The organism is Streptomyces rimosus subsp. rimosus, assembly GCF_000720725.1.
Lineage (GTDB): Bacteria > Actinomycetota > Actinomycetes > Streptomycetales > Streptomycetaceae > Streptomyces > Streptomyces rimosus_A.
In genome coordinates this window covers 1-15,215 of record NZ_JOCQ01000054.1, presented here as the reverse complement: position 1 = coordinate 15,215, position 15,215 = coordinate 1, and the positions used below count along the sequence as shown (strand labels likewise).

13 protein-coding genes are annotated in these 15,215 nt (G+C 73.1%); 8 read left to right on the top strand and 5 right to left on the bottom strand.

What is annotated here, in order from left to right; translation table 11 throughout:
- Window positions 1-59 precede the first annotated feature (59 nt).
- Complete coding sequence (locus IH45_RS0125655) at window positions 60-722, bottom strand: 4'-phosphopantetheinyl transferase family protein (protein WP_030672985.1); 663 nt, start codon at window positions 720-722, stop codon at window positions 60-62.
- An 806-nt stretch (window positions 723-1,528) separates the two neighbouring features.
- Here IH45_RS0125655 and IH45_RS0125650 point away from each other — a divergent pair.
- Window positions 1,529-1,981: a helix-turn-helix domain-containing protein gene (locus IH45_RS0125650; RefSeq protein WP_032918357.1), complete on the top strand. Its 453-nt coding sequence runs from the start codon at window positions 1,529-1,531 to the stop codon at window positions 1,979-1,981.
- 60 nt (window positions 1,982-2,041) lie between these two features.
- Here IH45_RS0125650 and IH45_RS1000000148925 read toward each other — a convergent pair whose 3' ends face one another.
- The 3 genes from IH45_RS1000000148925 to IH45_RS0125635 all read right to left on the bottom strand — a co-directional run bounded on the left by IH45_RS1000000148925 (window position 2,042) and on the right by IH45_RS0125635 (window position 5,300).
- Window positions 2,042-2,422: a hypothetical protein gene (locus tag IH45_RS1000000148925; RefSeq protein ID WP_030672979.1), complete on the bottom strand. Its 381-nt coding sequence runs from the start codon at window positions 2,420-2,422 to the stop codon at window positions 2,042-2,044.
- 61 nt (window positions 2,423-2,483) lie between these two features.
- The gene (gene ctaD, locus IH45_RS0125640; RefSeq protein ID WP_030672976.1) at window positions 2,484-4,271 is read right to left on the bottom strand and encodes an aa3-type cytochrome oxidase subunit I; all 1,788 of its coding nucleotides are present in this window, start codon (window positions 4,269-4,271) and stop codon (window positions 2,484-2,486) included.
- A gap of 288 nt (window positions 4,272-4,559) precedes the next feature.
- Window positions 4,560-5,300 carry a response regulator gene (locus IH45_RS0125635; RefSeq protein WP_030672973.1) on the bottom strand — a complete coding sequence of 247 codons (741 nt, stop codon included), beginning with the start codon at window positions 5,298-5,300 and terminating at the stop codon, window positions 4,560-4,562.
- A 349-nt stretch (window positions 5,301-5,649) separates the two neighbouring features.
- Here IH45_RS0125635 and IH45_RS0125630 point away from each other — a divergent pair, with 349 nt between their 5' ends.
- The 6 genes from IH45_RS0125630 to IH45_RS0125605 all read left to right on the top strand — a co-directional run bounded on the left by IH45_RS0125630 (window position 5,650) and on the right by IH45_RS0125605 (window position 12,387).
- Complete coding sequence (locus IH45_RS0125630; RefSeq protein WP_030672970.1) at window positions 5,650-7,083, top strand: globin domain-containing protein; 1,434 nt, start codon at window positions 5,650-5,652, stop codon at window positions 7,081-7,083.
- Window positions 7,080-8,582: a protoporphyrinogen/coproporphyrinogen oxidase gene (locus tag IH45_RS0125625; protein ID WP_030672967.1), complete on the top strand. Its 1,503-nt coding sequence runs from the start codon at window positions 7,080-7,082 to the stop codon at window positions 8,580-8,582. Before IH45_RS0125630 ends, IH45_RS0125625 begins: the two co-directional genes overlap by 4 nt.
- 219 nt (window positions 8,583-8,801) lie before the next feature.
- Window positions 8,802-9,176 carry a hypothetical protein gene (locus IH45_RS0125620; RefSeq protein ID WP_030672964.1) on the top strand — a complete coding sequence of 125 codons (375 nt, stop codon included), beginning with the start codon at window positions 8,802-8,804 and terminating at the stop codon, window positions 9,174-9,176.
- Window positions 9,177-9,340: 164 nt separating this feature from the next.
- Window positions 9,341-9,730, top strand: a complete 390-nt coding sequence (locus IH45_RS0125615; protein WP_030672961.1) for a hypothetical protein — start codon at window positions 9,341-9,343, stop codon at window positions 9,728-9,730.
- Between the two features lie 69 nt (window positions 9,731-9,799).
- On the top strand, window positions 9,800-11,188 hold the full coding sequence (locus tag IH45_RS0125610) for a cryptochrome/photolyase family protein (protein WP_030672959.1): 1,389 nt from the start codon (window positions 9,800-9,802) through the stop codon (window positions 11,186-11,188).
- A gap of 173 nt (window positions 11,189-11,361) precedes the next feature.
- Window positions 11,362-12,387 (top strand): PLL family lectin, encoded by a 1,026-nt coding sequence (locus tag IH45_RS0125605; RefSeq protein WP_050515181.1) that lies wholly within the window; start codon window positions 11,362-11,364, stop codon window positions 12,385-12,387.
- Window positions 12,388-12,425: 38 nt separating this feature from the next.
- Here IH45_RS0125605 and IH45_RS0125600 read toward each other — a convergent pair whose 3' ends face one another.
- Complete coding sequence (locus IH45_RS0125600) at window positions 12,426-13,271, bottom strand: class I SAM-dependent methyltransferase (RefSeq protein WP_030672954.1); 846 nt, start codon at window positions 13,269-13,271, stop codon at window positions 12,426-12,428.
- Between the two features lie 69 nt (window positions 13,272-13,340).
- Between IH45_RS0125600 and IH45_RS0125595 the strand changes: the two genes are divergently transcribed.
- On the top strand, window positions 13,341-15,212 hold the full coding sequence (locus tag IH45_RS0125595) for a prolyl oligopeptidase family serine peptidase (protein WP_030672950.1): 1,872 nt from the start codon (window positions 13,341-13,343) through the stop codon (window positions 15,210-15,212).
- Window positions 15,213-15,215 lie beyond the last annotated feature (3 nt).

Sequence of the window (15,215 nt, the reverse complement as noted above, 5' to 3'; positions counted from 1 at the left end):
CGGCCGGGCGCCGGGCCGGGGGCACCGGTCGGCACCCGGCCGGCCCGCGCGCCCGGCCGTCACGGCCCCACCGGCACCGGACTCGGCACCCGCCACACGACGGCCTCGCTCACCGGCCGCGAGGACGCCACGGAAGCGGCGGTGTCCGGATCGGTGGGCAGGTCCTGTACGTACGCGACGCCACCGGCGCCCAGGATGCCGGTCTCGGGCACCGCGACCGCGCCCTCCGGACCGGCGCCCAGGACGTCCACCTCGGCGGCGAACGCCAGCCCGCCGCGGCCGGTGAGCCGCAGCGCGGCTTCCTTGCGCGTCCACCACTGCGTGAGCAGCGCCGTGCGGTGGGCGGCCGGGGCATCCTCGGCACGGGACCGCTCGGCGGCGCTGAAGGGCAGCCATGCCCACGCGTCCAGTGAAGACGGCACGGTGGACACGCTCAGCGCCACCGAGGCCCCGCGGGCGCAGGCGATCAGCAGTCCGCCCTCGTCACGGCAGACCGTGAGGTCCAGTGATCCGGCGGACAGGCGCGACCTGCCGAAACCGTCGCGTGTCGAGCGCACGTCGCACGGTGAGCAGTCCAGCAGCCAGGCCACCAGGGCGTGCAGCCGCCCCGGCCACAGGCCGCACGGGCAGGCGTCGGCGGCGGCAGCGAACCCGTCGTCACCCGGCCGGGAGCAGCCTCGCGCGCAGTCCGCCGCCTCGTCCCGGACCGAAAAGACGTGCACCTGTCCCTCGGATATGGCGGAGGCGTTTCCCGGTTCCCAGCGCGCGCCGCGCAGCCCCGGGCCCCAAGGTGCTTCCGGACCGTCGTCCGGACACAGCAGACCGGCTCCGGAAACGCTCCCCCGAAATGTTGCTTGCAATGTTCCCCCGATTTTTGGATTTCGTCACGCCACGAATACGGGAACCGCGTCGACGAATGCGCGATGAACGGGAGGAACGCCCGGCCGCCTGGTCAGTTTGCAGCCATTCCCCCGAAACACCGCACCGAGCGCCGAACAGCGGACCCCGGGCGTACAAAACCGTTGGCGATTCACCTCCGTCCGCCTCCTTCCGCGCTGCGCGGCAGGGCAAGTCCACCGCGGGCGGCTGCGCCGGGTCAGTGGCGCCGCACCCGCTGTCACCTGCCCCAACACCCCGATGCGGAACGGTCGGCAGACTGTGCGGACCCCAAGGTAGCCAGGACGTTCACGCGAGTCAACAGCGCTGAAAGGCACCTGACAGGACCTGACTGCGCATCACAGAGGCGTACCGGCGGACCACTTGCCGGGGTGGCCGAAGCACGCCGTACCGGAACCGGTCGGTCTTACTCCGGTCACCGTCGCGCACTAGGATGTCCCACCCTCCGACCCGCCTGTACCGGGTCGCCCACGCTCCGCGATCGGAGCAGGCCGAAGGCCGTCGGAGGGAGCCGCGAGGAAGCGGCGGACGACGGCGTTCATTATTTCCCGCATACCTCCGCGTAATTCCCCGTGATTCCGCGTGATTCCGGGAAAATCGGCGAGGAAGAGGAAGGGGTGGGTCCGGCATCGTGCAGCACGCCCAGGAGGACGGAGCCGACAGCTTGGCCGCCAAACTCAATTGCCTTTTCGAGCGCGCCGAGGGGCCGGACGGGAGCCCGCCGTCCAACCGGCAGGTGGCCGCGTCGATCAACGCGGCGGCCGGGGAGCAGATCATCTCCCACTCGTACATCTCCCTGCTGCGCAACGGGCACCGCGACAACCCCACGTTCCGGCAGCTGGAGGTGCTGGCGGACTACTTCGGCGTCAGCCCGGCCCACTTCTTCGACCGCGACCACGACGAGATCGCCGCGCAGGTCGCGGAAGGGCTGCGGTTCCTGACCTCGCTGCACACCGGCGACGTGACCACCCCGTCGCCGCGTGCCCACGGGCTCACCGCCGAGATGATCGACCACGTCAACGAGGTCATGACGCAGATCGAGCGGAGCGGCCTGCCCGCGTCCGTACCGCCGGATCCCTCCTAGCCGTATCGCCGGGCCTTCTAGCCGTACCGCCGGGCCCCCAGCCGTACCGCCGGACCCCTCCTAGATCAGCCGCCCCCGGAAAGCACCCCGGAAGCGCCCCGGGTGCCGGGCCGGCGGGTGCCCCAGGTGGAGCGCTGCCCAGCGTTCGTCCTCCTCCCGCTGTTCACGGAAGCGGCGGCAGGCGGCGGCGATACGGACGGCGGCCGAGGCCGCGGTGCCGGTGGCCGCCGTGGCCGCCAGCGCGGGCCAGGGGGCGGCCAGCAGGAGGAGGACGGCCAGCGCGGCCGGGGTGGACCACAGGATCAGACAGGAGACGGCGGCGATACGCAGGGACAGCGGGCGGTCGGGGCCCGCGCGCAGGTCCAGGAGGGCGGGCAGGTACCAGACGCTGCCCGCAGCGGTCAGGACGGCGGCGCCCAGCGCCAGGACATCGGGGGACATGAGTTCCTGATTCCGGGGGACGGCGGGAGGGGACGGGGGGCGGGGACGGGGGTGCGGTGGGTCAGCCGCGGGACGCTTCGAGCGCGGCCACCTCGGGGTGGTGGAGGTCGAAGGCGGGGGATTCGCTGCGGATGCGGGGCAGCGAGGTGAAGTTGTGCCGGGGCGGCGGGCAGGAGGTTGCCCACTCCAGGGACCGGCTGTAGCCCCAGGGGTCGTCGGTCTCGACCTTCTTGCCGTACTTGGCGGTCTTCCACACGTTGTAGAAGAAGGGCAGGAAGGACAGGCCGAGCAGGAACGAGCCGATGGTGGACAGGGTGTTGAGGGTGGTGAAGCCGTCGGCGGCGAGGTAGTCGGCGTACCGGCGGGGCATGCCCGCGGCGCCGAGCCAGTGCTGCACGAGGAAGGTGAGGTTGAAGCCGACGGTGAGCGTCCAGAAGGTGAGCTTGCCGAGGCGTTCGTCCAGCATCTTGCCGGTGAACTTCGGCCACCAGAAGTGGAATCCGGCGAACATCGCGTACACGACCGTGCCGAAGAGCGTGTAGTGGAAGTGCGCGACGACGAAATAGGTGTCGGAGACGTGGAAGTCCATCGGCGGGGAGGCCAGGATGACGCCGGTCAGGCCGCCGAAGACGAAGGTGATGAGGAAGCCGGTGGCCCAGAGCATCGGGGACTCGAAGGACAGCGACCCCTTCCACATGGTGCCGATCCAGTTGAAGAACTTCACCCCGGTCGGCACCGCGATCAGGAACGTCATGAAGGCGAAGAAGGGCAGCAGCACACCGCCGGTCACGTACATGTGGTGCGCCCATACGGTGATGGACAGGCCCGCGATGGAGATCGTCGCCGCGATCAGGCCGATGTAGCCGAACATGGGCTTGCGGGAGAAGACCGGGATGACCTCGGAGATGATGCCGAAGAACGGCAGCGCGAGGACGTAGACCTCGGGGTGGCCGAAGAACCAGAAGAGGTGCTGCCACAGCAGCGCGCCGCCGTTGGCGGCGTCGAAGATGTGCGAGCCGAACTTGCGGTCCATCTCCAGGGCGAACAGCGCGGCGGCCAGCACGGGGAAGACCATCAGGATCAGCAGCGCGGTCAGCAGCACGTTCCAGGTGAAGATCGGCATCCGGAACATCGTCATGCCGGGGGCGCGCATGCAGATGATGGTGGTGATGAAGTTGACCGCGCCCAGGATGGAGCCGAAGCCGGAGAACGCCACCCCCATGATCCACATGTCGGCGCCGACGCCCGGCGAGTGCACCGCGTCCGACAGCGGCGCGTACGCGAACCAGCCGAAGTCGGCGGCGCCCTGCGGGGTGAGGAAGCCGGCCGCCGCGATCAGCGAGCCGAACAGGAACAGCCAGTAGGCGAGCATGTTCAGCCGCGGGAAGGCGACGTCGGGGGCGCCGATCTGCAGCGGCATCAGCCAGTTCGCGAAGCCGGTGAACAGCGGCATGGCGAACAGCAGCAGCATTACCGAGCCGTGCATCGTGAACGCCTGGTTGAACTGCTCGTTGGACATGATCTGCGTGCCGGGCCGGGCGAGTTCGGCGCGCATCAGGAGGGCCATCAGGCCGCCCACCAGGAAGAACACGAAGGCGGTGACGAGGTAGAGCGTCCCGATCTTCTTGTGGTCGGTGGTGGTCAGCCACTCCACCGGGATGCGGCGGCGGATCGGGTACGGGCCCGGGGTCGCGTGCGGGATATCGGTGGCGGGGCCGGCCGAGCCGGCCCCGCCGTCGTGCCCGTCCGCCTTCCCGTGGTCGCCCGGGTCGGTGACGGGCCGGTCCGGGGCGCCGGAGCCGCCGTGCGTCCCGGAGTCTGTCTGCGTGCGTGTATCCGAACCGTCCACCGGGCTGTGTCCTTCATTTCTGGCGCATGAACTCAACGGGCCGGGAAGAGCCTTCAGCACGGGGGAGAGACCCGGCTCTTCCCGGCCACATCAGCATCGGCCGCGGCGCGCCCGGCGCCATAGGGCCGTGCGGGCCGGAGCGGCGGCCGAGGGTCCCGGGCCCGGACAGCCACCCGGGGCGCCGAACGGCGCGGTGCGGAACGGGCCTTGGCGGCGGCACGTTTCGCCGTACGGAAACGGCGCGGAGCGGACCCGTGTCCGCCCCGCGCCGTCAGCGCGCTCCGGCCCCTACCGGCCGCCGCGCTGGTGCTCCTGCTGCCCCCGGATGCGCCCGGCGATGACCGCCGCCTGTACGCGCCGTCCGACGCCCAGCTTGGAGAGGATCGTGGAGATGCGGTTCTTCACCGTCTTCTCCGCGAGGAACAGCCGGTCGGCGATCTCCCGGTTGGTCAGGCCCTCGCCGATCAGCTCCAGGATCTCGCGCTCCCGGGGCGCCAGCCGGTCCAGTTCGGACTGCGGGGACGTGTCGGCCTGCTGCGGGGCTCGCAGCCGCGCCATCACCCGGGACGCCGTACGCGGGTCCAGCATCGACTTGCCGGCCGCCACCGTGCGCACCGCGTTCACCAGGTCGGAGCCGTTGATCTGCTTGAGGACGTAACCGGCGGCGCCCGCCATGATGGCGTCGAACAGCGCCTCGTCGTCGTCGAAGGACGTGAGCATCAGGCAGGCCAGGTCGGGCATCCGGGCGCGCAGTTCGCGGCAGACCTCGATGCCCTCGTGGTCGCCGTTCGACGACTCGCCGCGCTCCCCCAGCCGTACGTCGAGCACCGCCACCTGCGGCCGTACGGCGGGCACCCGGGCCAGGGCCTCGGCCCCGCTGGACGCCTCCCCCACGACCTCGATGCCGTCCTCGGCGTCGAGGAGGTCGCGCACACCCCGGCGGACCACCTCGTGGTCGTCGAGGATGAACACGCGCAAGGGCGGTGTGCCGGGTCCGGTGGGCCCGAGGGGCCCGGGGTGCTGGTTCATTCGGCTCTCGATCTGTCGGCCGGGGTCGCTTGCGAGGGGCGCGTACGAGGGGTGCGCACGGCATCACACACCCGCGGGACGATCTTCCGCGAGGGCCGGAAGTCCTGGGGGAATAGGGCCGTTCGGTCACCTTTGCCCAGTGCCATACTGACGCGCCCCATCCCCTTGCAGGAGGTCCGTTCATGCCACGCCTCGCGTCGTATGCCCGCACTGCCCGGCCGCTCAGCGCCGTTCCGGTCCTCCCGGCCTCCCCCTCCCCTGCCCCCACCCCCGCTCCCGCTTCCGCTCCCGCTTCCGCTCCCGCTTCCGCTTCCGCTTCCGCTTCCGCTTCCGCTCAGGCCGTACGCTCATGAGCACCGTCAACGAGGACTACCACGCCCTGCTCGCCCGCCACGAGGCCATGCGGCTGCGGCGGCGCATGCTGTCCCCGCAGAGCGAGTCGGCCGCCCCGCAGGGGCTCGCGGCCGGCCGGGCGGGCGGCGGTCCCCGGGCCATCGGCCGGTCCTCGGACACCGCCGGCCCCGGGTCTTCGCCGTACGGCGCGGCGGACTTCGACCCCGCCTCCTACGACGGCACCGCCGACCAGCGGGTCATCACCGAGTACCTGGAACTCGTGACCCCCTTCGGCCAACTGATCACCCACCTCTACGACACGATGTTCCGGCGCTGGCCCTATCTGCGGTCGCTGTTCCCGGAGTCGATGGAATTCCAGCGCGCCCATCTCGCGCGCGCCTTCTGGTACTTGATCGAGAACCTGCACCGTCCCGACGACATCGCGGAGGTCTTCGGGCGGCTGGGCCGCGACCACCGCAAGCTCGGGGTGCGGCCGGTGCACTTCCAGGCGTTCGAGACGGCGCTGTGCGAGGCGCTGCGCCGCACGGCGGGCCCGCGCTGGGCCGAGGCCGTCGAGCAGGCGTGGGTACGCATGCTGCGGTTCGCCGCCGCGGCGATGGTCCGCGGCGCCGAGGAGGCCCTCGCCGAACCGCCGTACTGGCAGGCCACGGTGACCGCCCACGAGCGGCGCCGCCCGGACCTCGCGGTGCTGCGGGTGCGTACGAACGAGCCGTACCCCTACCGCGCGGGGCAGTTCGCGGCCCTGGAGTCGCCGCTGCTGCCGCAGGCGTGGCGGCAGTACTCGATCGCCTGCGCGCCCCGGCCCGACGGCGAGCTGGAGTTCCACGTACGGCAGTCGTGCGCGGGCGGCGTGAGCGAGGCGCTGGTGGCGCGCACGCGGGCCGGTGACACGCTGCGCGTCGGCCCCGCGCGCGGGTCGATGACGCTGGACGACGAGCTGGCGAGCGACCTGGTCCTGGTGGCGGCCGACACCGGCTGGGCGCCGGTGAAGGCGCTGCTGGAGGACCTGTCGGCGCGCCGACGGCACCGGAACGTACGGCTGTTCCTCGGCGCGCACAGCTTCGCCGACCTGTACGACGCGGGCCCGCCGTCCGAGCTGGAACGGCGGCGGCCCTGGCTGCGGGTGACACCTGTGATCGGGCGGCGGCCCGGCACCGGCGCAGCTGGGGACGACTACGACGCGCTGGCCGAGGCGGTGGCCGAGGCCGTGACGCGGCACGGCGACTGGGCCGGGCACCTGGCGTACGTCAGCGGCCCGACCGCGGTGGTCGAGGCGACCGTGACCCGGCTGACCGCCGCGGGGATGCCGCCCGGCAGCATCCGGCACGACCCCCTCTCGGACATCCTGCGCCCGTCGCCGCGCGCCGTGACGGGCGGCCCGGGCGCGCCGACGACAGCGAGCACCGCGTACGAAGGAGTCGAGTCATGAGCGTGCCGACGACCGCGCCCGCCGGGCACTCCGGCACCGGGCGGGCGCTCGCGCGGCACGTCGTCGTCATCGGCGGCGGCATCGCGGGCCTCGCCGCCGCGCACCGGCTCACCGGCGCGGGCCTGCGCGTGACGCTGCTGGAGTCCACCGGCCGGCTCGGCGGCAAGCTGCGTTCGGGCGAGATCGCCGGGACACCGGTCGACCTGGGCGCCGAGGCGCTGCGCGTGCCCCGGCCGGAAGCGGTGGAGCTGGCGCGGGAGGTGGGCCTGGGCGACCGGCTGCGGGTCCCGGCCGCGACGGACGCCGCGCTGTGGACGCGAGGCGGGCTGCGGCCGATCCCGAGCTGCCGCGGACGGGACGTTCTCGGCCGGGCCCGGACGGCCGACACGTACGAGGTGTCCCTGCGGGCCGCGGTACCGCAGCTGTTCGAGGCGGCGCGGCGCGACGGCGCGCTGCTGACCGGCGTACGGCGGGTACGGCGGCGGACGGCCGAACAGCAGCGGCGCCTCGCCGAACAGCGCAACGCGGAGAAGCGGCGCAATGCGGAAGAGCGGCGCCGCGCCGTGGAACGGGAGATCGCCGAGGAGCGGCGGCTCGCGGAACAGCGGCGGATCGCCGACCGGCCGCGCTCGGGGCCGCTCATCCCGCGCCCCCGGCCCGAGTTCGCCCGTACCGGCCCGGGAACGGGCAGCGGCACGGGCACGGCGCACACCGTCCCCGACCTGTCCCGCGGCGGCCCCGACTACCTGGGTCTGGAAGGCGGCGCGGGCACCCTGGCGAGCGCCGTGGCCGACGCCGTACGCGCCGCGGGCGGGGCGATCCTGCGCAGTACCCCGGCCCTCGCGCTGACCCGCACCGCGTACGGCTGGGAGGTGCGGACCGCGGCCCGCACCCTGCTGTGCGACGGCCTCGTGCTGGCGACCCCGGCGTGGACGGCGGCCACCCTGCTGGCCGCCGAGGCGCCGCTGGCGGCGGCCGAGCTGTCGGAGGTGGCGTACGCGTCGATGGCGCTGGTCACGATGGCGTTCCGGCGCTCGGATCTGGCGGGGCTGACCGCGTTCGACGGCCGGTGCGGCTTCCTCGTACCGCCCGGGGACGGGCACACCATCAAGGCGTCCACGTTCCTGACGCGCAAGTGGGACTGGCTGTCGGAGCGGGCCAAGGACCTCTTCGTCCTGCGCACGTCCATCGGCCGGTACGGCCAGGAGGAGGTCCTCTACCTGGACGACGCCGACCTGGTGGGCGCCGCGCAGCGCGACCTGGGCGAGGCGACCGGGCTGGCGGCGCGGCCGGTGGCGACGGACGTGACGCGGTGGATCGGCGGACTGCCGCATTACGCGGTCGGGCACCCGGCCCGTGTGACGCGGGTCCGCAACGGCCTGTCCCGGCTGCCGGGGCTGCGGCTGTGCGGTGCCGCGTACGACGGGGTGGGCGTCGCCGACTGCGTGGCGAGCGGCCAGCGCGCGGCGGACGAGATCATCGCCGCGACGGCGGCCTGAGGAACACGGGCGCGTCCGACCCGCGCTCGCGTACGGCCGAACGCGCCCCGTCCGCCACTCCCCCACCACCCGGCACCTCCGCTGATCCGACGTCACTTTCCGGCCAGCCGTGCCAAAATGATGTCAGGGGCCTGCACACCGCGCTCCCGTAGTGCCGGCAGGTTCGGCCGGCGGTCGGCCCGACGTGCGAGCGGGCCCAGGCGTCCGGGGCAGGTGGCCATGGCAGGCATCGATGAGACGCTGCGGGACCTGGTACGGCTGGAGGGCGTCCTCGGGGCTTCGGTGGTCGACTACTTCAGCCGGCTGACCCTCGGCGCGGTCGGCGACCCGGCGGGGCCGGACCTCGAAGCGGCCGCCCGCGGGGACACCGACGTGGTGCGGGCCAAGCTGTTCACGCTGGAACTCCTCGGTTACCGCCCCGAGCGGGTCCAGGACATCCTGATCACGCTCGACGACGAGCTGCACCTCATCCGGCCGCTCACCCGCCGCAGCCGCCAGGGCATCTTCGTCTACCTCGTGCTGGACCGGGCCAGCGGGGATCTGGACACCGCGCGGGACCGCCTGCGGCAGATCGAGTCGGAGCTGGACGTCTGACCGTTCGCCCCTCCGGGCGCGGTGTGCCGCGACCGGGTCCCTCGCCGGGCGCGTTGTGCCGCCGGAACGGGACGAAAGCGGAAGAGTGGGTACGCACCGGTGGAGGCGGCAGTGGGGCGCGGTGCCGCGCACGCCTCCGGAGCCCGCGACGAAGGAGGCGGACGATGCACGTGGGACTGCTGCGCGCGGTGGGTGCGGCAACGGCGGTGTACGGCCTGGCGGTCACCGCCTGGCCCGCCCTGCTGGCCAAGCCCTCCGGCCTGGCGGAGGCGGACGGGCGGGTGGCCGCGGCGACCCGTACGGCGCTGCGCCCGCTGGCCTGGCGCGACGCGGTCAGCGGCGTGGCCCTGGCCCTGGCACCGGCGGGTCCGGCCCTGCGGACCGCCGCCTGCGTCCGGATCGCGGCGGACCTCGGTGACGCGGCCCTCCTCGGCGTGACGCTGCCGGACCGGGCCCGGCGGCGTGCGGCGGTGGCCGTTTCGGTGGGCTGGGGCGCGTTGTCGGTCGCAGGGCTCCTGTGGCGGACGACCGGGCGGGGCAATCGGGGCGCGTAGCCCACGCACCTGCCCCTTAACCCTCGCCTTCCTTCCCCCCACTCACCCCCTCTGCCCGGAGCACCCCACATGCCCGCTGCCCCCGCTATCGCCCTGTTCACCTCCGACCTGCGGGTTCACGACAACCCCGTGCTCAACGCCGCTTCAAGGGGTGAAGGCGGCGTCGTGCCGCTGTTCGTCGTGGACGACGGCGTACGGGCCGCGGGATTCGACGCGCCCAACCGCCGCGCTTTCCTGGCCGATTGCCTGACGGATCTGGACGAGGCGCTGCGGGACCGCGGCGGCCGGCTCGTCATCCGTACGGGAGATGTCGTCGAGCAGACCGCCAAGGTCGCCGCGACGGCGGACGCCCGTGACGTGCACATCGCGGGCGGGGTCAGCGCGTACGCACACCGCCGGGAGGAGCGGCTGCGGCGCGCGCTGGAGGCCGACGGGCGGCGGCTGCACGTACACGACGCGGTGATCACCGCCCTCGCGCCGGGCACGGTCACCCCGGCCGGCCGCGACCACTTCGCGGTCTTCACGTCGTACTTCCGCCGCTGGCAGGCCGAGCGCCACCGCGACGTGCTGCGGGCGCCGCGGCGGCTGCGGGTCCCCGACGGGGTCGGCTCGCGGCCCGTGCCGCGGCGCCGGGACGTGTCCGGGGTGTCACCGGGGCTGGCGGCGGGCGGCGAGACCGAGGGCCGCCGCCGGATGACGGCGTGGCTGCGCGGCCCGCTCGACCGCTACGCGCAGCGGCAGGACGACCTCGCCGGGGACGCGACCTCCCGCCTCTCACCGCATCTGCACTTCGGCACGCTGTCCGCCGTCGAGCTGGTCCGACGGGCCCGTAAGGCCGGCGGTGAGGGGGCCGGCGGCGACGCCTTCGTACGGCAGCTGGCCTGGCGGGACTTCCACCACCAGGTGCTCGCCGCGCGCCCCGCCGCCGCGCACGCCGACTACCGGGCGCGGCACGACCGCTGGCGCCGCGACGAGCAGGAGGCCGAGGCGTGGCGTACGGGGCGCACCGGCTATCCGATCGTGGACGCGGCGATGCGGCAGCTCGCCCACGAGGGGTGGATGCACAACCGCGCGCGGCTGCTGACCGCGAGCTTCCTGACGAAGACGCTGTATCTGGACTGGCGGCTCGGCGCGGCGCACTTCCTGTCGCTCCTGGTGGACGGCGACCTGGCCAACAACCAGCTGAACTGGCAGTGGGCGGCGGGCACCGGCACCGACACGCGCCCCAACCGGGTCCTGAACCCGCTGGCCCAGGCGAAGCGTTTCGACGCCGACGGCGCGTACGTACGGCGCTGGGTGCCGGAACTGGCGGACGTACCGGGCCTGGAAGGCGGGGCGGTCCACCAGCCGTGGAAGCTCACGCCCGCGAAGGCGCGGACGGAGCTGGACTACCCGGATCCGGTGGTCGATCTGGCCGACGGCCTGGCGCGGTTCAAGCGGGCGCGGGGGATCGACTGAGGCAGCCGGGCCGGGGGTGCTCCGGGGGTGTACGGCCGGGGCCGTCGATATCGCTCTTGGCCGGGTATTGCGGGTGATTCCGGTCAATCGACCGCAGCGCGTTCTCGGCCCGGGTTCCCGTGGCTAGCCTGTGCGCCGACCTGCTCCACTCGTACGTACGAAGGAGAGCGATCATGGTCGACATCCCCACCACGCCCTTCATGGCCTGGGACGAGGTCTCGTCCCTGAACGGACAGATCGTCGGCAACCCCTCCGTGGCGCCCAACGCCGACGGCCGCCTCCAGGTGTTCGCCCGCGGCAAGGGCGAGCAGGCCCTGTGGACGATCTGGCAGAAGCAGGACGGCGGCTGGAGCTCGTGGGAGAACCTGGGCGGCGTGCTGGGCAGCGAGCCCAACGCCATCCGCGGCATGGACGGCCGCATCTCCGTCTTCTACAAGGGCGCGGACGGGCATCTGCACCACGTACGGCAGGACGCCATCAACGTCGGCTTCAGCCCGGACAACGTCCTCGTGCACAACATCGGCGGCGACCCGGTCCCCGCCGTGAACGCCGACGGCCGCTTCGACGTCTTCTTCCGCGGCACGGACACCCAGCTGTGGCACGTGTACCAGCACAGCGTCGACTACGAGAACTGGGTCGCGCCGTCCAGCCTGGCCGGCGGCGTGCAGGGCAACCCGGCGGTGGCGCGGGCCGGCGACGGCAAGCTGGAGGTCTTCCACCACAGCACCAACGGCAACCTCTACGACAACCAGCAGAAGGTTCCCGACTCCAGCGACTCCTGGAGCGGGCACTTCGAGCTGGTCCGCAACATCGGCGGCGGCGTCGAGGCCGGTCTCGACGCCGACCAGCGCATCCACGTGTTCTTCCGCGGCACGGACACCCAGCTGTGGCACATCCAGCAGAAGGCCGGGTACGACTCCTGGTCCTCCGCGTCCAGCCTGGCCGGCGGCGTGCAGGGCACCCCGGCCCTGGCGCGCGCGGCCGACGGGCGGCTGGTGGTCTTCCACCACAGCACCAACGGCCACATGTACGCGGCCGAGCAGTCGAAGATCAACGGTGTGGACTGGAGCGGCCACTTCGAGGTCGTACGCAACGTCGGCGGCGACCCGGTCATCGGCACCAACCGCGACGGACGGCTGGAACTGTTCTTCCGCGGCACGGACGACGCGCTGTGGCACCGGCCGCAGAAGTTCGCGTGAGGCGGCCGGGCGCGGCATGAGCCCCGGGGCGCGGGCTCTTACGGGCGCGTCGCCTTGAGCGAGTACATGAGCGGGACGCGGGGACGGCCGGCGGGCAGGCGGTAGAAGCCGTCGTCCCCGCGTGACAGCGAGCCGAAGCGCTGGAACATCGTCATGTCGTGCTCGTGCAGGAACTCCAGGCGCAGGCCCGCGGCGGCCAGCGCGGAGACCACGTCGCCGAGGGTGTGCTGCCATTCGACGCGGCGGTTGTGGACCGTGGGGGCCGCGAAGTCCGTGTACGTACCGGGGCTCTCGTCGACCCAGGCGTCCCGGCTGAAGTAGTCGTGCGCGACGCGCGAGCCGCTCTCGTCGTCCAGGGCGTCGGTGAGCGGGTGGAACTCGGCCAGGTAGAGGAAGCCGCCGGGGGCGACGAGCGCGGCGGCCGTCTCGGCCCAGCGGCGGATGTCCGGGAGCCAGCACAGCGAGCCGATGCCGGTGTAGACGATGTCGTAGGTGTCGGGGGCGGTCTCGGCGGCGGCTACGGCCTCGGCAGCCTCGTACACGTCGGCCGCGAGGAACGTGGCGCGGTCCGGGCCGATGCCCAGCTCGGCGGCCGTCGCGCGGGCGGCCTCGACAGCGGGTTCGGAGAAGTCCAGGCCGACGGCGTGGGCGGCGCCGCGGTGGACCCAGGACAGGGTGTCCTGGCCGATGTGGCACTGGAGGTGCAGGAGCGTCCTGCCGGTGACGTCGCCGACCTCCACCGCCTCGAAGCCGCGGATCACGTCGCGGCTCCGGAGGAAGCCGTCCTGGTCGTAATAGTCGCTCGCGAGGTGGAGGGGAACACGCTCGTCCCACATGGCCCGGTTGGCCGCACGCCAGTCCTCGGGTCCCTTGTGTGTCAGCATCCGCCGAAGTTATCCACAGGCTGGGGGCCGCGCCAGCGGATTTTTCCCGACCCTGCGCAGAATGGGGCCATGACTGACGAGACCACCACTGCCAACACTGACGGTTCCGGGGCGGCGGACGCCTCGCGGACGGCCGGTTCGCCCGAGGCCGCGCCGGACTGGGAGAAGCGCTTCCGGGCGCCGCGGGTCAGCCTGCCCGAGTGGGCCGAGGACGCCCCGGACCGCTCGCTGTTCGTCTCCAACGCGACGGGCACCTTCGAGCTGTACGCCTGGGACCGGGCGACCGGCGAGCAGCGGCAGGTCACGGACCGGCCGAACGGCACGACGGACGGCACGCTGACGCCGGACGGCGCGTGGATCTGGTGGTTCTCCGACACCGACGGCGACGAGTTCGGCGTCTGGAAGCGGCAGCCGTTCGGCGGCGGCGCGGACGAGCCGGCCGCGCCGGGCCTGGAGCCCTCGTATCCGGCGGGCCTGGCGCTCGGCCGGGACGGCACGGCGGTGATCGGCCGGTCCACGGACGAGGACGGCACCACCCTCCATGTCGTACGGCCGGGACAGCCGCCCGTGGAGATCTACCGGCACCGCGAGTCGGCGGGCGTGGGCGCCCTGTCGCACGACGGATCGCTGATCGCGATCGAGCACACCGAGCACGGTGACGCGATGCACTCCGCGATCCGGGTGGTACGGCCGGACGGTTCGACCGTCGCCGAGCTGGACGACACCAAGGGCGGCACCGAGGAACTGGGCCTGTCGGTGATGGGCTTCGCGCCGGTGGACGGCGACTCCCGGCTGCTGGTGGGCCACCAGCGGCGCGGGCGCTGGGAGCCGATGATCTGGGACCCGCTGTCGGGCGAGGAGAGCGCCCTGGCGATCGACCTGCCGGGCGACGTGGGCGCCGACTGGTATCCGGACGGCGCGGCGCTGCTGGTGGAGCACGAGTTCCGGGCGCGCGCCGAGCTGTGGCGCTACGAGCCGCTGACGCGGACGCTGACCCGCGTCGAGACGCCCACCGGGACGGTCTCCGGGGCGACGGCGCGGCCGGACGGCGCGGTGGAGTTCCTCTGGTCGTCGGCCGCGCAGCCGCCGGAGGTGCGCTCGACGAGCGGGCAGGTCGTCCTGGACCCGCCCGGGATGAAGGCCCCGGGGTCGGTGCCGGTGACGGACGCGTGGGTGGAGGGCCCCGGCGGCACGGTCCACGCGCTGGTGCAGCGGCCGGACGGCGATGGCCCGTTCCCGACCATTTTCGAGGTGCACGGCGGCCCGACGTGGCACGACAGCGATGCTTTCGCGTCCGGCCCGGCGGCGTGGGTGGACCACGGCTTCGCCGTGGTGCGGGTGAACTACCGCGGCTCGACGGGCTACGGCCGCGAGTGGACGGACGCGCTCAAGCACCGCGTCGGGCTGATCGAGCTGGAGGACATCGCGGCGGTGCGGGAGTGGGCCGTCTCCTCCGGGCTGGCCGACCCGGAGCGGCTGGTGCTGTCCGGCGGCTCGTGGGGCGGCTATCTGACGCTGCTCGGGCTGGGCACCCAGCCCGAGGCGTGGGCGCTGGGCCTGGCGGCGGTCCCCGTGGCGGACTACGTCACGGCGTACCACGACGAGATGGAGGCCCTGAAGGCGATGGACCGCACGCTGCTCGGCGGCACGCCGGAGGAGGTCCCGGAGCGCTTCGAGGCGTCCTCCCCGCTGACGTACGTGGACGCGGTGCGCGCGCCGGTCTACATCTCCGCCGGGGTCAACGACCCGCGCTGCCCCATCCGCCAGGTGGACAACTACGTCGACCGCCTGAAGGCCCGCAACCACCCCCACGAGGTCTACCGCTACGACGCCGGCCACGGCTCGCTGGTCGTCGGGGAGCGGATCAAGCAGGTGCGCCTGGAGCTGGACTTCACACGGCGGTACCTGGGGCTGGGAGGGGATGGGGAGCTGAAGGAGTAGCGG

Excerpts from the sequence above, each read along its gene's own strand:
- IH45_RS1000000148925 (WP_030672979.1), bottom strand. The coding sequence starts at position 2,422 with ATGTCCCCCGATGTCCTGGCGCTGGGCGCCGCCGTCCTGACCGCTGCG.
- IH45_RS0125635 (WP_030672973.1), bottom strand. The coding sequence starts at position 5,300 with ATGAACCAGCACCCCGGGCCCCTCGGGCCCACCGGACCCGGCACACCG.
- IH45_RS0125630 (WP_030672970.1), top strand. The coding sequence starts at position 5,650 with ATGAGCACCGTCAACGAGGACTACCACGCCCTGCTCGCCCGCCACGAG.
- IH45_RS0125625 (WP_030672967.1), top strand. The coding sequence starts at position 7,080 with ATGAGCGTGCCGACGACCGCGCCCGCCGGGCACTCCGGCACCGGGCGG.
- IH45_RS0125620 (WP_030672964.1), top strand. The coding sequence starts at position 8,802 with ATGGCAGGCATCGATGAGACGCTGCGGGACCTGGTACGGCTGGAGGGC.
- IH45_RS0125615 (WP_030672961.1), top strand. The coding sequence starts at position 9,341 with ATGCACGTGGGACTGCTGCGCGCGGTGGGTGCGGCAACGGCGGTGTAC.
- IH45_RS0125610 (WP_030672959.1), top strand. The coding sequence starts at position 9,800 with ATGCCCGCTGCCCCCGCTATCGCCCTGTTCACCTCCGACCTGCGGGTT.
- IH45_RS0125605 (WP_050515181.1), top strand. The coding sequence starts at position 11,362 with ATGGTCGACATCCCCACCACGCCCTTCATGGCCTGGGACGAGGTCTCG.
- IH45_RS0125600 (WP_030672954.1), bottom strand. The coding sequence starts at position 13,271 with ATGCTGACACACAAGGGACCCGAGGACTGGCGTGCGGCCAACCGGGCC.
- IH45_RS0125595 (WP_030672950.1), top strand. The coding sequence starts at position 13,341 with ATGACTGACGAGACCACCACTGCCAACACTGACGGTTCCGGGGCGGCG.